Origin of the sequence: Flavobacterium album, from assembly GCF_003096035.1 — a bacterium.
Lineage (GTDB): Bacteria > Bacteroidota > Bacteroidia > Flavobacteriales > Flavobacteriaceae > Flavobacterium > Flavobacterium album.
In genome coordinates this window covers 2,765,525-2,783,659 of sequence record NZ_CP029186.1, presented here as the reverse complement: position 1 = coordinate 2,783,659, position 18,135 = coordinate 2,765,525, and the positions used below count along the sequence as shown (strand labels likewise).

The window sequence follows — 18,135 nt, the reverse complement described above, 5'->3', positions numbered from 1 at the left end:
AGCTATGATGTGAGCAGCTTCAAAAATTGAACAGGATTAACATGCCTTATTTTTTTAAAAGCAGTTTTCGGTGCATCGAGGGATTCAGTCCGTTAATCTCCCTGAAGCTTCTCGTAAAATGGCTTTGGTCCGAAAAGCCGCATTTATAGGCTATCTCAGTAAGTGATAACTTCCCCATTGCCATGAGCGACAATGCCTTTTCTACTTTAAGTTTTCGTATGTATTCGCCTAAATTACAGCGAAAATACTTCGGGAAATCCCGCGACAGATGTACCGGGTGGATATCCAGCAATTTTGATAGATGTTCCAGCGTAACGTTGTTGCCTGTTTGTGAATGAAGGATGTCATCGATCATGCTTACCCATTTCGGTTTCTTTAGCAAAACCTGGTGACTGTCCTTCTGCAATGTTGATAAGGTTTCTATGAGTAGTGACTGAACCGCAATAGCTGTAAGCCCGTCATTCATTTTCCCTGCCCTGAATATTTTATACATCAGCAACTTAACATCAATATTGGCAATAGCTTTACTGCCTTCAAGAGATGTTTTGCCAAGCCCTGCCTCATCAAGCCATTGCCTTTCTATCTCGACATGGAAACCGCGCGTAAATCCGGGCGGCTTGATATTGTAATGCGACTCATCCCAATTATGGAAAAGCAGGGCTCCCGGCCCACAATGGTAAATTTCTTTTTTATTCCCTTCGATTACATTCCCCTGGAGTATAAATGTAAAATAGGCATTCTCATGATAATGCCAATCGACTTTATCATGAGTATAAACAGTATCCGTCAGAGTAATGCCATCCAGTGAAATAGTGGTATTCGTCTCCCCAAAAAACTGCCCTTTTTGTAATTGCTTCATAACGTTACCTGTTATCGGAAATCAATGCAATATAAACCAAAAAAAACGATGGTTCCTGATTGTTTAATCATCAGTTATCCTGCAAGCCGCTGGGTCAGGTAAATGCGATTGACAATAACAACTACTGGAAAACTTTGTTGAAATGTAATGGTAAGTTAAAACCCATAAGGAGCGCCACTACTACCCTAAATGTAAAACCAATAGTTATTGAATGGCAAATTCGATAAATTTGCCGAAATTTATAGTTATGTCGAAAGAACCGGTAATTATCCAATTAAGCAAGGGCAAACTCACCTTACTGCTTATCGGATCCATTATTTTTGTGACTATTGGAATCTGGATTTTAGTATTTAAGCCTGTTAGCAGCAATGTTCTGCTTAATAACCTAATCGTAAAATATGGTGCAGGAATCGCAGGTATTATATTCTTTGGTTTAACCACGATAATCTTTATTAAGAAGCTTTTTGATACAAGGCCGGGGTTAATTATCGATGAAAAAGGAATAACCGATAATGCAAGCGGAGTAAGCGCAGGCTTTATACCATGGGAAGACGTAAGGCATATTTACACAACTCAGGTAATGAATCAGAAATTTATAATGATAGGAGTTTCTAATCCCGGGGATTATATTAAAAGGCAGACTAACTTTCTTAAAAAGAGAATGATGGCCACTAACTATAAAACCTATGGTTCGCCAATTTCGATTACACCTAATGGATTGAAAACAGATTTTGAAATGCTGCTCTCAATCCTGAATAACAATTGGGAAGAGTTTAAAAAACAGTCCCCTAATTATTAATTTATAAAGATCGCTTCTTGCTCGCGATGACGGTAATGGCTGCCCCATTCAAGCTTCTAAACACAAACTACCTTTCCACAATAGCCCTGATAGAACCGGTATCCTGCCGCAGCCTGCGAAGGCAGATAAAGGCGAAAGCAGCCTGCCCGCCGGGAAAGGCAGGGAATGACGCTTCCTGAAAATCCTTAGCCATTAGCTCCCGCTTATGATAACTTTTCCTTACTATTGCTGAAAACTAATTTTTACTCATCATGAACAATCCATCTGATAGTATCCTAATAGAATTGGTGGTCACAGCCTGCCAGATGAGTGCAGATAATATATGGATGCAGGGAAATATTGAGATCAGGATCAATGGTGAAAAGCCTTGTTCTGATGGTGATATTATTAATATAGGAGAATTCCTGAAGAGCCTTGAGGCAGATGGTGAGTATTTCATTTTTTCCTGTTGCTGCGGGCTGCCCGCATGCAGTGGATGGATACAAGGAATTCAGGTATCGCATTCGGGAGAATATATAGAATGGGCCGACCTAAATAATACAAGGAAATGGAGCTTTAACAAACAAAAAGTAAAAGATGACCTCGGGGATATTCGAAAAGAAGTGGCTATTTATAAAAGTTTTTTTAGCCGGAAGGGTATCGAATATGTGGGTGCCGGTTATGATTGGTAATGCCGAAAACGTGCCCTTCGTCCCCCTTTTCATAACTTTTCCTTAACTATTGCTAAAAATTAATTTTTAACTTTGTAGTTGCTCATTACCTGAGCGATTTTAAATCCAATTTTTATGCAAAACATCCCAAGTGTGGACCTGCGTGATTTCCTTTCGGGTGACCCGGAACGCAAACAAAAATTTGTAAATGAAATCGGTAAAGCCTATGAAGACATAGGATTTGTAGCATTAAAAGGGCATTTTCTTGACGACCAACTCGTGGACAGCCTGTATGCCGAAGTGAAGAACTTCTTCAGTCTTCCACTGGAAACCAAGGAGAAGTACGAGATTCCCGGCATTGGTGGCCAGCGCGGCTATGTGTCGTTCGGAAAGGAACATGCCAAAGGTAAAAAAGAAGGCGACCTCAAGGAGTTCTGGCATTTTGGCCAGTACCTCGACGAAGGCTCAAAACGCCAGGGTGAATATCCTGACAACGTTGAAGTAACGGAACTTCCTAAGTTCAATGAAGTAGGTAAAGAAGCGTACCAGATGCTTGAAAAGACGGGTATCTATGTGCTGCGTGCTTTGGCTCTTTATCTTGGCCTTGATGAGTTTTATTTTGACAAGTATGCCGAAGAAGGCAATAGCATCCTGCGGCCTATCCACTACCCTCCTATCACTTCGGAGCCTGAAAATGCGGTACGTGCAGCAGCGCATGGCGACATTAACCTGATTACCCTACTTATGGGCGCACAGGGCCGCGGGCTTCAGGTGCAGAACCATAACGGCGAATGGATCAACGCTATTGCAGAGCCGGACGAACTGGTTATAAACGTAGGCGATATGCTTAGCCGCCACACCAACAATCGCCTGAAGAGCACCATCCACCAGGTGGTGAACCCGCCAAGGGAACTTTGGGGCACGTCGCGCTATTCTATCCCATTCTTTATGCACCCTGTCAGTGAAATGAAGCTGGACTGCCTGGAGAACTGCATCGATGAAAACCATCCTAAACTATACGATGATATCACTGCGGGAGAATTCCTTCACGAACGTTTGGTAGATTTAGGTTTGATAAAGAAATAATCATTATTTTTATACCGTTAAAAGGCATTGGGTGTAACAGCCTGATGCTTTTTTGTTTTTGTAATTATAATAGATATGGCAAAAAAACTTAGCAGCCTTGACGATCTGGGTGGATTCGTGTTCTCCACAAATAAAGACTTTGAGTTCGACAATAATGACGAACCACATGAAACGCTGTCCAATAGCGAGCAACGCCTTGAAGCACATCTTGATAAAAAAAACCGGGGCGGTAAAGTCGCGACCGTAATAAAAGGATTTGAAGGCAGCGATGATGACCTCAAATCGCTTGCCAAGCAGCTCAAAACACTGTGTGGGGTCGGCGGTTCGGCTAAAGATGGCGAGATAATCATACAAGGGAATTTCAGGGATAAGATAATGGACTTCCTAATTAAAGAGGGATACAAGGTGAAGAGGGTTGGAGGGTAAAATTCCAAAAGACAAATCACAAATTACAAACATAGCTTCAGGCATCGGACTTCCGACCTTCAGCTTTCTACATAAAAGCAATAAAACAAATCACAAATTGAAGAACGGCATCGGACATCCGACCTCCGACTTCGGACAACAAATAAATCATGAAAATTAAAGAATCAGAACTTATATTAAACCCTGACGGTAGTGTGTATCACCTGAACCTCAGGCCGGAAGACATTGCGAAAGACATTATATTCGTGGGCGACCAGGACCGCGTGGAAAAGATAACCAAGCATTTTGACAGCATTGAATTCACCAAGCAGAAAAGGGAGTTCAAAACACAGACGGGAATATACAAAGGAAGGCGTATGACGGTGATGTCCACCGGTATAGGCCCGGATAATATTGATATTGTGATTAATGAGCTGGATGCGTTGGTAAATATCGACCTTGAGACAAGGCTTATCAGAGAGGAACATAAATCACTGAATATAATTCGTATCGGTACATCGGGAGCCTTGCAGCCGGATATACCTGTGAATGGCTTTGTGCTGTCGGAATACGGCCTTGGGCTGGATAATATGATGCGTTCGTATGCAGTAGATAAAGTGAGCCACCCTGCACTGGAAGAAGCGTTTATGAAGCACACCAACTGGGACGTTCGCAAGGGGCATCCGTATGTCGTAAAATGCAGTAAAAAGTTGCAGGACATGATTTTCAGCGATGAGATGCATAAGGGAATCACTGCAACATCGGGAGGATTTTACGGGCCGCAGGGTCGTGTACTGCGACTTGCCCTCCAGGATAGTGAGTTGAACGCTAAAATGGACAACTTCAGCTATAACAGCCACAGGATAACCAACCTCGAAATGGAAACTGCGGCTATCTATGGGCTTTCGGCATTGTTGGGCCATGAGGCGCTTTCGCTAAATGCCATCATTGCCAACCGTGCCAATGGGACGTTCAGTGCCGACCCATACGCTGCCGTTAACAGCCTTATAGAATATACGCTTGACAAAATCGCAAATAGCTAATTCATGACAACATTAAAAATAGCCGGTGTACCGGAACATTTCAACCTGCCGTGGCATTTGTGTATTGAAGGCGGCGAATTTGAGAATGCGGGCATTAATGCCGAATGGACTGATGTACCCGAAGGCACGGGCAAGCTCTGCCAGATGCTTCGCGACGGCAGCACCGACATCGCGGTAATACTCAGCGAAGGAATCATAAAAGATATTGCTGCCGGAAATGAAAGCAGGATCGTTCAGATATATGTAGAGTCGCCGCTGATATGGGGTATCCATGTGGCAGCAGGTTCGTCTTTTCAAACTTTGGAAGATATTAAATCCGGTAAGGTTGCCATAAGCCGTTACGGTTCAGGTTCACACTTGATGGCAATCGTGAATGCAAAGCAGCAGGGATGGGATATACAAAATATGCAGTTTGAATTGGTCAATACGCTTGACGGTGCTGTAGAGGCCCTTACGGATGGCAAAGCTGATTACTTCATGTGGGAGCGCTTTATGACGAAACCAATTGTTGATAAAGGTATTTTCAGAAGGATTGATGACTGCCTCACGCCGTGGCCAAGTTTTGTAATTGCAGTACGTAATGAAGTATTGGAAAAGCATTCCGATGCCATTGGTACGCTTTTGGATATCATTAACCAGACTACCGAGGATTTCAAGGAAATACCAAGTATCGACAGGATGCTTTCGGAGCGTTATAACCAGAAAATTGAAGATATTAACGAATGGCTGAAATTAACCCGCTGGTCGCAAAAGAAACTGGACAAAGCTACGTTTGAACAGGTACAAGACCAATTATTCGAACTGAATATTATTGAGGGAAAAGCTGCCTTTGAAACCGTAGCAGGATAAAACAAATCGTTTTATTTTTTATGCATAATGATAAAGCCCTACCTTGCTAAAATAGAAAAGATAAAAGCAAAGCTTCAGGTAAAGAAGCCGTGGGATTCCATTATCATTTTTGTACTGAACATCCTTATCTCAATACCTGTCTTTATCATTGTCCACCAGAACGTAGGCGACCCTGAATGGCCTTACCAGCTTGACAGGATATTGATATTTATTGCCATTTCAGCTACTATCCAGTTTATCCTATACAAGCTGCGGACGATACTTATCATCTGTATAGCCTTATATCTCATAGCGCTTATTTTCGGCTCGCTGTCAGGAACATATGGGTTTAATGCCGTATATGAAGACTACCGCGCCATGATGTATACTATGGCCGAAGATCCGCACCCACAGGATGTGATTATTTCTAAACTGCTGCCTTTCCCTAACAAATCGAAAGTGATAGATGCGGTAGATTACAGCAACCCTAAGGTGCGGAATTTTGCACTGATGGCAACTACCAAATATTTTAAGGATGTAAAAGGATATAAGCAGCACCGGCTGATGATACAATGTTTTGCCGTATTCAAGGAGATACGGAATAACTGGAACTATGTGAACGACCCAAAGAACCGTGAATATATTGCCTATGCCAGCGAATCGCTACAGCATTTTTCAGGTGATTGTGACGACCATGCGATACTCATGGCAGCATCTATCAGGGCTATCGGCGGCACACCAAGGATCATTCATACCGGAGACCATATGTACCCGGAAATGCTTGTGGGCAGCGAAGCCGACCTTGAAACAGCCAACTACCTTATCAAAGAGCTGCTATTCGTAGAAGAAAGCCGCGGGAAAGAGATCCACTACCATATTGACGAGCGCGGGCAGGTATGGCTTAACCTTGATTATACTGCCAAATTTCCCGGTGGCCCATTTATGAGCGAAGAGATTTTAGGGGCGCTTACGTTTAATTGATTTTTGTCTGAAGTAAGATATCCTATGTTGTTTGCCTCCGACTTAGACTTCGACAATTTTACCACTCGATCTGTTTCTTTCCTTTTTCAGCCAAAAACGCGTTTGTTTTACTGAAATGCTTATTACCGAACCAGTGCCCTTTATTGGCGCTCAAAGGCGATGGGTGCCCGGATTCCAGTACGAGGTGTTTACTCCTGTCTACGCGTGCGCCTTTCTTTTTAGCAGGACCGCCCCAAAGCAGGAATACTACATCTTTCTTTTCATCGGATATTTTTTGGATGACCGCATCGGTAAATACTTCCCAGCCTTTTCCCTGATGGCTGTTGGCTTCTCCCCTTCTTACTGTAAGCACAGCATTGAGAAGCAGCACGCCCTGGTCGGCCCAGCGCTCGAGATTTCCTGTTGGCGGGAATGGCTTGCCCAGGTTATCCTGTATCTCGCGGAAAATATTGATTAAGGACGGAGGCATGGGAACGGTTTCATTTACCGAAAAGCACAGCCCGTGCGCCTGCCCCGGCCCGTGATAAGGGTCCTGTCCCAGTATAACTACTTCTACCTTATCGAAATGACAATGGTCGAACGCCGAGAATATCTGCTTTCCGGGTGGGTAACAGGTATGCTCTGCGTATTCTTTTTTTACAAAACCAATAAGGCTTTCAAAATAAGGTTTTTCAAATTCTTCGGCCAGTACTTTTTTCCAGGAGTCGTGTATCGCTACGTTCATTGCTTTTCAATTATACGCAAATATAGGGAATGGCGCGCATTGCAGATATATAAAGCAATCTTAAACTTACTGCCAAATGTGCAGCCTGCGGGTTTATGTAGTATTTTTGCATAGAATTTGCTTTACAAAAAGAATGATCACTATAACAGAAAAGACCTTAAAAGATTTAGAATTTTATACCGTACTCGAATCCGTTTCTGCAAGCTGTACCACAGAACCCGGACAGGAGAAGGCGCTACTCATCACTCCTTTTAAAAATAAGGAAGAACTGATGAGGTCGCTGCTGCAGACATCGGAATATGTTTCGTCTTTTGATAATAATAACGCATTGCCCAACCATGGCTTTGAGCCGATAACCAACGAAGTTAAATTTCTCGCTATCGAAGACAGCTATCTTGAGGCTTCGGCATTCAGGAAAATTGCTAATGTTTCGGATACTGTAAATACACTGGTTAAATTCCTTGAGAAGTTCAACGATTATTACCCAAATCTCAATGCAAGGGCTGAAGAAGTAGAATATACCAAGGAGATATTAAAAAACATCGACAAGATCGTTGATAAATATGGGGAAATAAAAGACGATGCCTCACCGGAACTGGCATCCATACGCCGGGAGATGGCATTTGTAAAGGGTAAGATAAACCAAAGCTTTGCAGCTGCGCTTACCCAGTATAATGGCATGGGCTATCTGGATGATATCAGGGAAAGCGTTGTAGAGAACCGCCGCGTGCTTGCCGTTTTGGCCATGTACCGCAGAAAGGTGAAAGGATCTATCCTTGGCAGTTCTAAAACCGGGAGCATCACCTATATAGAGCCGGAAGCTACATTGCGTTTTTCGCGCGAGCTGAACAACTATGAGTATGAGGAGAAAGAAGAGATCAAGCGGATACTTAAGCAGCTTAGCAACGTCATCAGGCCATTTGTACCTTTATTATATGATTATCAGGAATTCCTTACGGATATTGACGTTGTATCCGGTAAGGCCAAATATGCCAAAAGGATAAACGGGCTGCTCCCTACTATCACCGACGAAAAACGCCTTTATTTCAGGGAAGCCTTCCACCCTATCCTGTATTCGAATAATAAGAGGAAAGGCGAAGTTACCTATCCGCAGACAATAGAGCTTACGCAGGAGAACAGGATCATTGTCATCTCCGGGCCCAATGCAGGTGGAAAGAGCATCACGCTTAAGACAATAGGACTGCTTCAGCTAATGCTGCAATGCGGACTGCTTATACCCGTACATGAGCGCAGTGAGACATTTTTGTTAGACAGGATAATGACCGATATTGGCGATAACCAGTCGATCGAGAACCATTTGAGCACCTACAGCTACAGGCTCAAGAACATGAACTACTTCCTGAAGAAGTGCAACGACAGGACCTTATTCCTTATCGATGAATTCGGTACAGGTTCCGACCCCGAGCTGGGCGGGGCTTTGGCAGAAATATTCCTTGAGGAATTTTACCATAGGGAAGCTTTCGGCATCATTACGACACATTACACCAACCTGAAGATACTGGCAAATGAACTGCCTTACGCTACCAATGCCAACATGCTCTTTGACGAAAAGTCGCTGGAGCCGATGTATAAGCTGATACTTGGCCAGGCAGGAAGCTCATTTACCTTTGAGGTGGCACAGAAAAATGGCATCCCTTACGGGTTGATCAATCGCGCTAAAAAGAAAATAGAGGGCAGCAAGGTACGTTTTGACAAAACCATTGCTACACTCCAAAAAGAACGCTCTAAGCTTGAAAAAACTTCCCAAAACCTTAAAGAGGAAGAAATACGGGCGCGTGAAGAAGGCAAAAAGATGGAAAACATCAATACGAAGATCCAACAGAAGCTCGAAAGCTACCAGGAGTTGTATGACGCCAACCAACGCCTCATTTATATGGGGCAAAAGCTTGACGATATCAGCGAGAAATATTTCAACAATAAGAATAAGAAAGAACTTATAGGCGAGTTCCTGAAGATGGTTGAGATCGAGAACTCCAAACGCAGGAAAGCCACCCCAAAGGAGAAAAAGCAAAAGGAAATTGTACAAAAGCAGGTCATTGCCGAAGTGCAGGTGAAAGTTGAGGAAATACGCAAAGAGAAGAAAGAAAAGAAACTGAAGGAAAAAGCCGTAGAGAAACCGAAAGCAATTTTGAAGGTAGGCGACCGTGTGCGGATGGTAGACGGAAAATCAGTGGGGACACTCGATGCGATAGAGAAAAACAAAGCTACAGTGAATTACGGAATCTTTACATCTAAAGTCGACCTGGATTCATTGGAACTTGTGGAAGCAGTAAGGAAATAAAATGGATAACCTTCCTAAAGATAAAAAGATAATATTGTTTGATGGCGTGTGCAACCTTTGCGATGCCACGGTACAATTTATTATCAAACGTGACAGGAAAGATATTTTCCGTTTTGTGGCGATACAATCGGAACTGGGCCAGCAGATCATAAACCATATTGGCATTGATACTTCAAAAACTGATTCTATTATTTTATACGATCCAGGTCATGCTTATTATTATAAAGCAGAAGCTGCTATAAAAATTGCAAAAAAGCTTGGTGGCTTTTTCATACTGATGGGGATGTTCTTGATCCTGCCGAAATGGCTTTCCAACAGGGTATATGATTATATAGCAAAAAATCGTTATAAATGGTATGGCAAAAAAGAGGCCTGTATGATACCGACACCTGAGATGAAAGCAAAGTTTTTATAATTTATTTTAAAATAACTATGTCATAAAACAAAGAAGCCTCCGCAATGCGGAGGCTTCTTAATTTATCTGAAAAACTATAATTAGTTTTTAACGATTTTTTGAGTCATTGTTCCTTTATCAGAAGAAACAGTCATCATATACATACCGTTAGCAAGGTCAGATATGTTGATCTGAGCTTCAGTAACACCATCAAACTTAACAGATTTAACTGTACGTCCATTAAGGTCAACGATCTGAACACCGTTTACAAGGATACCTGCATTGTTAGCAACGTTGATAACGTTTGTAGCAGGGTTAGGGAAAACAGACAATTGAGAAAGTTGGTTATCATTTGTACCTGCGGTAGTGTTGAATGAAACATTGTCAAGAGTTATCCATCCAAAGTTTGCAGCAGCCTGAGCTGGAGAAGTGCTATGGAAACCAAGGAAATAAGTACCTGCAGTTGGAGCAGTGAATGTAACTGTCTGCATTGTCCAGCTGTCAGTTGTAGGGAAAGCGTTGTGAGTTGCAAGAGTTGTAGTTTGTGCAGCAGAAGCAGCTTCTGAACCGATAGTAACAACAACATTGTTGTTAGCTCCAGTACCAGCTCCTACTCTCTTACGTAGATAATACGTAATAGTTACAGGCTGATTAGCAGGAAGGTTTACACCTCTTGAAAACAACCATGCATCTACAGCTACTGAAAATGCACCAACACCCATTGCAGTTTCACCTTCTTGTGGCTCCCAGTTAGCATCTGCATCAGCCATAGTATCCCAAGGGCCACCAGCGCTGGTAGCAGTTTCTACAGTCCAACCACCAAGAAGCGGCGTTTCAAATCCATATGTATACGGAAGGTCTGCAGGCTCGAAAAGTGTGCTGAAAGCTATTGGTCCGATAGCTTCTGTCTGTCCATTAATACCACATACTGTAGTAAGGTAGAATTGATACTCAGTGCTTGGAGTAAGGTTGTCAAGATCTACTTGTTCATCAGTAAGTTCAAAGATTTCACCTTCACCCGGTGTAAAGCCTACAGGGCCGTATTCAAAAATATAGCCTGTCGGGTTACCTATAGGCGCTGCCCATCCTATTGATACTGTTGTATCTGTAGGGTCTGCAGCATATCCAAATGATTCTACCTGGAAGCAACTAGTTGGAGTAATTGTAACTTCAACGCTAAAACTTACTGCTGCCCAACGGTCGTCAAATGCAATGTAGTAGGTTGTACCTGCTTCTGCAGCAAAAGTAAGGTCAGTTGAAAAAGGGCCATTTGTAGCATCTACGTCATCAGCTGCATTATAACACTGTAGGGCACCGCAATCTCCTGTATATACAGATATCCTTGTATCTGTATTTGCAGGATTGGCTGCAATATTGGTATTAAGCCTGATCATTGCATTTTCTGCAGGCGTGATATAGTACCACTCTGCATTCGGAGCAGAAGCCTGTGTTCCCCAGCATCCACCATTAGCAGATGTAAGATATGTACCGTTAATGGCACCTACTACAGTAACACCTTCTGTAAGTTCTGCAGCAGTGTCACAAGTGTCTTGTGCCTGCACTGTCAAAATGGAGCCTAAAAATAAAGCTCCAAGAAGTAATTGTTTTTTCATTGTGATAATTTTAATTTTTCCCAAAAATAAGGAAAAAACATTATCTTAAGCGTTATTGTTCGAAAAATGTAAAAAAAAAACAGGCCATAAGGCCTGTTTCATCAAAACTGACTAATTACCAGTTAGTTTTTTACAATTTTCTTAGTCATTGTACCTTTGTCAGAAGAAACTGTCATCATATACATACCGTTTGCAAGATCTGATATATTAACCTGAGCTTCAGCAACACCGTCAAATTTAGCCGACTTAACTGTACGCCCGTTAAGATCAGCGATTACAACACCATTTACAAGGATATTATCAGCGTTTGTAATGTTGATAACATTTGTAGCAGGATTAGGGAATATTGACAGTTGCGAAGCTAGTACATCTTTTGTACCCAAAATTTCAGTTACAGAGAAGTTATCAACCAATAATACCTGAGCATTAGGATTCGATGGTGATATGTTGTTTATACCGAAGTAGTACACTCCTGAGGTCGCAGGGCTGAAAGTATATGTTTTCTGCACAAATGTTGTACTAGACAGATCATTTTCAGTAGCGATATTTGTTGTTTGCGCTGCGGCATTTTGAGCATTACCTACAGTAAGATTATAGCTTGCAGAACCTGTAGCTCCTTGACCAAGTAAATTCCTTGCCCAAAAACTAACTGTAACCTGGCTTCCACCTGTAAGGTTGATACCTCTTGATAATAACCATGCATTTGAATCAAGATTTGTTGGAGCAAATGTGAATAATGAATTTGCACCATCCTGAACTGTGGCGTCGCCTTCTACTGCAACATTAACGCCCCAAGGCTCAACTCCTGCATCAGGATCCGTGCCATCAATCCATCCTACAAAATCAAGATTATTTTCTTCAAAGCTTGTATTGTATGGTGGTGTAACAGCATCAAATAATGTAGCGAAAGATACAGGGCCTATCCACTCACTATAATCGTCACCACCACAATGAGTCCTTACATAGAAATCATAAATAGTGCTTGGATCAAGGTCAGTGAGATTCGCCGCAGGTAATGTAGGGTTAATTATCATTGAACCTGCACCGCCCTGTGTGAACCCTCTTGGGCCGTACTCGAACTGGTATCCTTCAGGAGAACCTGCAGGGGCATCCCATCCTATGTTAACAGCTGTCAAAGATGGAGCTGGATCTAAATAACTAAACCCTGAAGGCACTGCACAAGCAACAACAGCAATGTCGTCTATGATCAATACATCACCATCATTACCAACATATTCGAATTTGATCTTAATATCATCGCCCGAATAAGCAGCTAGTTGTACTGTAACGGGAATAATATCATAATCAGTAAAAACACCTAACTCGCTCTCATCCCATACCTGATCCCATGAAGTTCCGCCATCGTTTGAAACAGATACGATAACATCATAGTTATTATTTGGATTTACACCCCATGTATAACCCATCAAAATATTAAATGTAAGTACAGGGTTCGCTCCTGCAAGGTTAAACGACGGTGAGATAAGCGATTCATCCTGGTCAAAATCATATCCTACACCAGCAGAACCGGTTCCGCCAATCGAATTGTTTCCTGTAAATCGCTCCCAAGTTGCATCAGGGTTTGTAGTTTCTACAGTCCAGCCTTCGGGTGGGAATGCCGTGCCTTCAAAATCCTCGCTTAACTGCGCCTTCGCAGTAAACATAGATGCCATTAGGAAAGCACCTAAAAGTAATTGTTTTTTCATGATGATAGTTTTTTTAATTTTTTCAAAAATAGAAAAAATATATTCAGTTCCAACTTTATTAACTGGAAAATAATCATAAAAAGGCTGTTAAAACCATTTTTTTTATAAGTTTTGAGTTAATATGGCTTTTATTATCGGGGAATTGTCATGTTCTGATTATCCTTTAATATTACTGTCCATGTAAAGAAAAGCTTAGCTAATAATAAATAACTGATTGCAAATTTTTAATCCTGGTATATTTTATTTTGCAATAAAAAATCAGCCAGCACCAATGCCGCCATCGCTTCAACAATAGGTACTGCCCTGGGTACTACACATGGGTCATGCCTCCCCTTTCCCTGCATGGTTACTTCTTTCCCATGGGCATCGATTGTTTGTTGCTGCTGCATTATCGTAGCTACCGGCTTAAAAGCCACCCTGAAATAGATATCCATTCCGTTACTTATTCCACCCTGGATACCTCCGGAAAGGTTCGAATTTGTGGTTCCGTCAGGATTAAAAAGATCATTATGCTCACTGCCTTTCATTTTTGCCCCGCAAAAACCGCTGCCATATTCAAAGCCTTTTACGGCATTTATAGAAAGCATAGCTTTACCCAGTTCTGCATGGAGCTTATCAAATACCGGCTCTCCAAGCCCCGCCGGGACATTTTGCAAAACACAGGTTATGGTCCCTCCTACTGTATCGCCCTCCTTTCGTATCTCCTTAATATAGTCTTCCATTTTTTTGGCAGTAGCCAGGTCAGGGCAACGGACAGCATTGCTTTCGGTCAATGAAAAATCAAGTGCCTGGTAGGGCTTATCAATAAATATCTCTCCTACCGATGAGACAAAAGCATTGATCTTTACATCCGGCATCAGCTGCTTTGCTATAGCGCCCCCTACCACCCTGCTTATCGTTTCGCGCGCAGAACTCCGCCCGCCACCACGATAGTCTCTTATACCATACTTTTTATCATAGGTATAATCCGCGTGCGAAGGCCGGTAGACATCTTTTATATGCGAATAATCTTCAGGTTTCTGGTTAGTATTATTTACAACAAAACCTATCGGTGCCCCGGTAGTCTTTCCTTCAAAAATACCGGAAAGGAATTGCACCCCATCATTTTCTTTCCGTTGCGATACAATTGCTGACTGGCCCGGTTTCCTCCTGTCAAGGTCGCGTTGCACAGCATCCATATCAACAATAAGCCCGGGGGGGCAACCATCTATAACGCCGCCAATTGCCGCACCGTGCGACTCCCCAAATGTTGTAAGCCTGAATAATTTCCCAAATGTATTTCCCGCCATTACGCTATACTATAAATGTGTTCCAACAAAAGTAAGCCTTACTTTTTATAATTTAAGGATACACGCTTCAAAACAGGACGTAAAATTTCCATATAACTTACTATACAACATATTGCTATTAAAAAATAGCTATATTCGCGGGAACTTAATTAACTAACCCTATGAGAAAAATCGGATTTTTATTACTTAGCCTTGGCTTCTTTACTGCCTCATGTTCCAGTGACGACAGCAATAACAACACTACCGGCAATATCACTAATTTTTTGCCTCAGGCAAACGGAAACTACTGGGTATATGATGTAGCAGGCGAAAACCTTGGAAGCGGTAGGGATTCACTGTATATAGCCAATGATACCGTTATAGGCAGCAACACCTATAAAAAACTGAAAACAAAATTCCTCCCCAATGGTTTCTTTTCCGGCGCATTAAGCAATAACGCTATGAGGGTAGCAGGTGACGAACTAATAGTTTCAGGTGAGGTAACAATACCTTTTTCACAGGATTTCCCGATAAGCATTTCCATCACTGATTTTACAATATTTAAAGAAGGCGCTTCTGCTAATGCCATGCTTGACCAGGTTGACGGAACTATCAGCCAGACGTACCAGAATTATCCGCTCGATTTTGATTATACACTGACAACAACCGCAAAAGGAGACTTAGCAACGTATAGCGTAAACGGGCACAATTATACAAACGTAAAGAAAGTGGAAACTGCATTGCAACTGAAAATATCAACAACATTGGATATTCAAGGTTTCCCCCTCACTATTACTATACTGCCCGAACAAAATGTCCTCACCTCAACTCAATATTATGCCGAAGGGATAGGCGTCGTTCACGTAACAAGTGATTTCCAATATCAGCTTGATGAGACATCACCATTCACATCACAGCTGCCCGTTCCGGCATCAGCGTCGGAGCATCAGGAAGAAGTACTGGATGACTACAACGTAGAATAATCAAAAGTAGTAATATGTAAAGCCTTAACGATGTAAAAATCTTTAAGGCTTTTCTTTTTTATAACCATTCTGTTGCAAACGCTTAATTATCAATAATCAAAACGCCATAAAATCAAGTTTAACAAAACGATAACTGTTAAAACATTAACATTAGGATATTCTTACAAAAAACGTCATATTAAATTTGTCCCATAAACAACTAATAGATCAAATAATGAAAAAACTATTGTTATCTGCTTTTATGCTAATAGGATTAGCATTTAGCTCACAGGCACAGGACAGAAATGCACTTGGTTTACGCTTCGGCGACAACGATGGCTTTGGTGCTGAAGTTTCTTACCAAAGGACATTTGCTTCAAGCAACAGGCTGGAACTTGACCTTGGATGGCGCAACTCAGATTATTATGATGCGGTTAAACTTGCGGCCCTGTACCAATGGGTGTGGAACATTGAAGGTGGTTTCAATTGGTATGCCGGCGTAGGTGGTGGTTTAGGAACATGGTCGATTGACGATAAACACATTCCTCCGTACTATCACGGCAATGATGACAGCGGTACTTTCCTTTTTGCTGCGGGCGACATAGGTATTGAATACAACTTTGATATTCCTTTGCAACTTGCACTTGACTTCAGGCCGGAGCTATATTTTAATGATGATTTCCGTGATGATAATTTTGGTCCGGACATCGCACTTGCTATCAGGTATAAATTCTAATAACCGGAACGATATAAAGTAAAAACCCACGCGATGCGTGGGTTTTTTGTTATCCTCTTATAAGCTTTTTATATTTAATCCTCTTCGGTGTCAAGTCACCACCAAGGCGTTTTTTCTTGTTCTCTTCATATTCCGAGAAACTGCCTTCAAAGAAATAGACTTCGGAGTTGCCTTCAAAAGCAAGGATGTGCGTACATACCCTGTCCAAGAACCATCTGTCGTGGGAGATAACTACCGCACAACCTGCAAAGTTTTCCAAACCTTCCTCAAGCGCACGTAGCGTATTGATGTCAAGGTCGTTGGTAGGCTCATCCAGTAGCAGCACGTTACCTTCTTCTTTCAGCGTTATTGCAAGGTGCAGCCTGTTCCTCTCACCTCCCGATAATGTATTCACCTTTTTATTCTGGTCGCTTCCGCTAAAGTTAAAACGGCTCAGGTACGCACGTGAGTTCACCTGCCTGCCCCCCATCATGATAAGCTCCTGCCCGTCGCAGAAGTTTTCCCATATCGTTTTATTAGGGTCGATGTTGGAGTGTGACTGGTCAACGTAAGCAATTTTTACAGTTTCACCCACGGTAAATTCTCCTTTATCGGGCTCCTGCTCTCCCATGATCATCCTGAATATCGTAGTCTTACCGGCACCGTTCGGCCCGATGATACCTACTATTCCCGCCTGTGGCAGCGTAAAGTTTAGGTTGTCGTACAGCAATTTATCGCCGTAAGCCTTAGCAACGCCTTTGGCTTCGATAACATTGGTACCCAGCCTTGGCCCGTTCGGGATGTATATTTCCAGCTTTTCGTCAAGCTCTTTCTGGTCTTCGTTTAATAGCCTGTCATAGTTTTGCAGACGCGCTTTCTGTTTGGTCTGGCGGCCTTTGGCTCCCTGGCGTACCCAGTCAAGTTCGCGCTCAAGGGTTTTCCTGCGCTTGGAAGCTGTTTTTTCTTCCTGCTCCATACGTTTCGATTTCTGGTCAAGCCATGAGGAATAGTTGCCTTTCCACGGAATGCCTTCTCCCCTGTCCAGTTCCAATATCCATCCTGCTACATTATCAAGGAAATAACGGTCGTGCGTTACAGCGATAACCGTTCCCGCATAATGCTGCAAATGCTGCTCAAGCCAAAGTACGCTCTCGGCATCAAGGTGGTTGGTAGGCTCGTCAAGCAAAAGCACATCCGGCTGCTGAAGCAACAGTCGGCACAATGCCACGCGCCTTTTCTCACCACCCGAAAGCACATTTATTGGGGTATCCGGTTCCGGCGTACGAAGGGCATCCATAGCGATCTCCAGCTTGGTATCAAGTTCCCACGCACCCGAAGCATCGATCCTGTCCTGCAGCTCGGCCTGGCGGTCCATCAGCTTCTGCATTTTGTCGGCATCCTCATATACTTCAGGGTCGCCAAAACTGTCATTTATCTTGTTGAACTCATCCAGGAGTGCAACCGTTTCGGCCACGCCTTCGCGAACGACTTCAATAACTGTTTTGCTTTCGTCAAGCAATGGCTCCTGCTCCAGGTAGCCTACGGTATAGCCCGGTGCGAAAACCACATCGCCCTGGAAGTTCTTATCTACACCGGCAATGATTTTAAGCAATGACGATTTACCCGAACCGTTAAGCCCCAGGATGCCAATTTTAGCACCATAGAAAAAACTCAGGTAAATATCTTTTAAAACCGGCTTTTGTGCGCCCGGATACGTCTTGCCCACACGGGACATTGAAAATATTACTTTCTTATCGTCTGACATTATATTGATTATTTGAAAACAAAGATAGCTTTTAA

The 18,135-nt window shown here is 42.6% G+C and carries 18 protein-coding genes; 11 read left to right on the top strand and 7 right to left on the bottom strand.

Translation table 11 applies throughout. From position 1 onward, the window contains the following. Positions 1-46 precede the first annotated feature (46 nt). Complete coding sequence (locus HYN59_RS12515; protein ID WP_108778578.1) at positions 47-859, bottom strand: AraC family transcriptional regulator; 813 nt, start codon at positions 857-859, stop codon at positions 47-49. 211 nt (positions 860-1,070) lie between these two features. On the opposite strand from HYN59_RS12515, the gene HYN59_RS12510 reads away from it, so the two are divergent. Then, positions 1,071-1,658, top strand: coding sequence for an STM3941 family protein (locus HYN59_RS12510; RefSeq protein WP_245895563.1), 588 nt, complete (start codon positions 1,071-1,073; stop codon positions 1,656-1,658). Positions 1,659-1,725: 67 nt separating this feature from the next. On the opposite strand, the gene HYN59_RS18350 is transcribed toward HYN59_RS12510, so the two are convergent. Next, entirely contained in the window at positions 1,726-1,851 is a 126-nt protein-coding gene (locus HYN59_RS18350) for a hypothetical protein (protein ID WP_281261166.1), read from the bottom strand. 58 nt (positions 1,852-1,909) lie between these two features. On the opposite strand from HYN59_RS18350, the gene HYN59_RS12505 reads away from it, so the two are divergent. From HYN59_RS12505 to HYN59_RS12480, 6 genes are all read left to right on the top strand, one after another. Continuing rightward, on the top strand, positions 1,910-2,329 hold the full coding sequence (locus HYN59_RS12505; RefSeq protein WP_146185933.1) for a hypothetical protein: 420 nt from the start codon (positions 1,910-1,912) through the stop codon (positions 2,327-2,329). Between the two features lie 114 nt (positions 2,330-2,443). Further along, positions 2,444-3,394 (top strand): isopenicillin N synthase family dioxygenase, encoded by a 951-nt coding sequence (locus HYN59_RS12500; protein ID WP_108778575.1) that lies wholly within the window; start codon positions 2,444-2,446, stop codon positions 3,392-3,394. Between the two features lie 75 nt (positions 3,395-3,469). Next, positions 3,470-3,820 (top strand): translation initiation factor, encoded by a 351-nt coding sequence (locus tag HYN59_RS12495; RefSeq protein ID WP_108778574.1) that lies wholly within the window; start codon positions 3,470-3,472, stop codon positions 3,818-3,820. 149 nt (positions 3,821-3,969) lie between these two features. Continuing rightward, complete coding sequence (locus HYN59_RS12490; RefSeq protein ID WP_108778573.1) at positions 3,970-4,842, top strand: nucleoside phosphorylase; 873 nt, start codon at positions 3,970-3,972, stop codon at positions 4,840-4,842. A 3-nt stretch (positions 4,843-4,845) separates the two neighbouring features. Then, the gene (locus HYN59_RS12485; RefSeq protein WP_108778572.1) at positions 4,846-5,691 is read left to right on the top strand and encodes a substrate-binding domain-containing protein; all 846 of its coding nucleotides are present in this window, start codon (positions 4,846-4,848) and stop codon (positions 5,689-5,691) included. A 27-nt stretch (positions 5,692-5,718) separates the two neighbouring features. Then, positions 5,719-6,651 carry a transglutaminase domain-containing protein gene (locus HYN59_RS12480; RefSeq protein WP_108778571.1) on the top strand — a complete coding sequence of 311 codons (933 nt, stop codon included), beginning with the start codon at positions 5,719-5,721 and terminating at the stop codon, positions 6,649-6,651. Between the two features lie 58 nt (positions 6,652-6,709). Here the strand turns inward: HYN59_RS12480 and HYN59_RS12475 are convergent, their stop codons facing one another. Further along, the gene (locus tag HYN59_RS12475) at positions 6,710-7,375 is read right to left on the bottom strand and encodes a uracil-DNA glycosylase (RefSeq protein ID WP_108778570.1); all 666 of its coding nucleotides are present in this window, start codon (positions 7,373-7,375) and stop codon (positions 6,710-6,712) included. Between the two features lie 133 nt (positions 7,376-7,508). Between HYN59_RS12475 and HYN59_RS12470 the strand changes: the two genes are divergently transcribed. Then, positions 7,509-9,677 (top strand): endonuclease MutS2, encoded by a 2,169-nt coding sequence (locus HYN59_RS12470; RefSeq protein ID WP_108778569.1) that lies wholly within the window; start codon positions 7,509-7,511, stop codon positions 9,675-9,677. A gap of 1 nt (position 9,678) precedes the next feature. Next, a complete protein-coding gene (locus HYN59_RS12465; protein ID WP_108778568.1) occupies positions 9,679-10,092 on the top strand; it encodes a thiol-disulfide oxidoreductase DCC family protein in 414 nt (137 codons plus the stop codon). An 80-nt stretch (positions 10,093-10,172) separates the two neighbouring features. Here HYN59_RS12465 and HYN59_RS12460 read toward each other — a convergent pair whose 3' ends face one another. The 3 genes from HYN59_RS12460 to aroC all read right to left on the bottom strand — a co-directional run bounded on the left by HYN59_RS12460 (position 10,173) and on the right by aroC (position 14,679). Then, positions 10,173-11,684: a T9SS-dependent choice-of-anchor J family protein gene (locus HYN59_RS12460; protein WP_108778567.1), complete on the bottom strand. Its 1,512-nt coding sequence runs from the start codon at positions 11,682-11,684 to the stop codon at positions 10,173-10,175. Positions 11,685-11,806: 122 nt separating this feature from the next. Then, complete coding sequence (locus HYN59_RS12455; RefSeq protein WP_108778566.1) at positions 11,807-13,390, bottom strand: T9SS-dependent choice-of-anchor J family protein; 1,584 nt, start codon at positions 13,388-13,390, stop codon at positions 11,807-11,809. A gap of 224 nt (positions 13,391-13,614) precedes the next feature. After that, on the bottom strand, positions 13,615-14,679 hold the full coding sequence (gene aroC, locus HYN59_RS12450) for a chorismate synthase (RefSeq protein WP_108778565.1): 1,065 nt from the start codon (positions 14,677-14,679) through the stop codon (positions 13,615-13,617). A gap of 161 nt (positions 14,680-14,840) precedes the next feature. Between aroC and HYN59_RS12445 the strand changes: the two genes are divergently transcribed. Beyond that, positions 14,841-15,641 carry a hypothetical protein gene (locus tag HYN59_RS12445; protein WP_108778564.1) on the top strand — a complete coding sequence of 267 codons (801 nt, stop codon included), beginning with the start codon at positions 14,841-14,843 and terminating at the stop codon, positions 15,639-15,641. 214 nt (positions 15,642-15,855) lie between these two features. Beyond that, complete coding sequence (locus tag HYN59_RS12440; RefSeq protein WP_108778563.1) at positions 15,856-16,356, top strand: hypothetical protein; 501 nt, start codon at positions 15,856-15,858, stop codon at positions 16,354-16,356. A 49-nt stretch (positions 16,357-16,405) separates the two neighbouring features. Here HYN59_RS12440 and ettA read toward each other — a convergent pair whose 3' ends face one another. Continuing rightward, positions 16,406-18,100 (bottom strand): energy-dependent translational throttle protein EttA, encoded by a 1,695-nt coding sequence (gene ettA, locus HYN59_RS12435; RefSeq protein ID WP_108778562.1) that lies wholly within the window; start codon positions 18,098-18,100, stop codon positions 16,406-16,408. Positions 18,101-18,135: the final 35 nt, after the last annotated feature.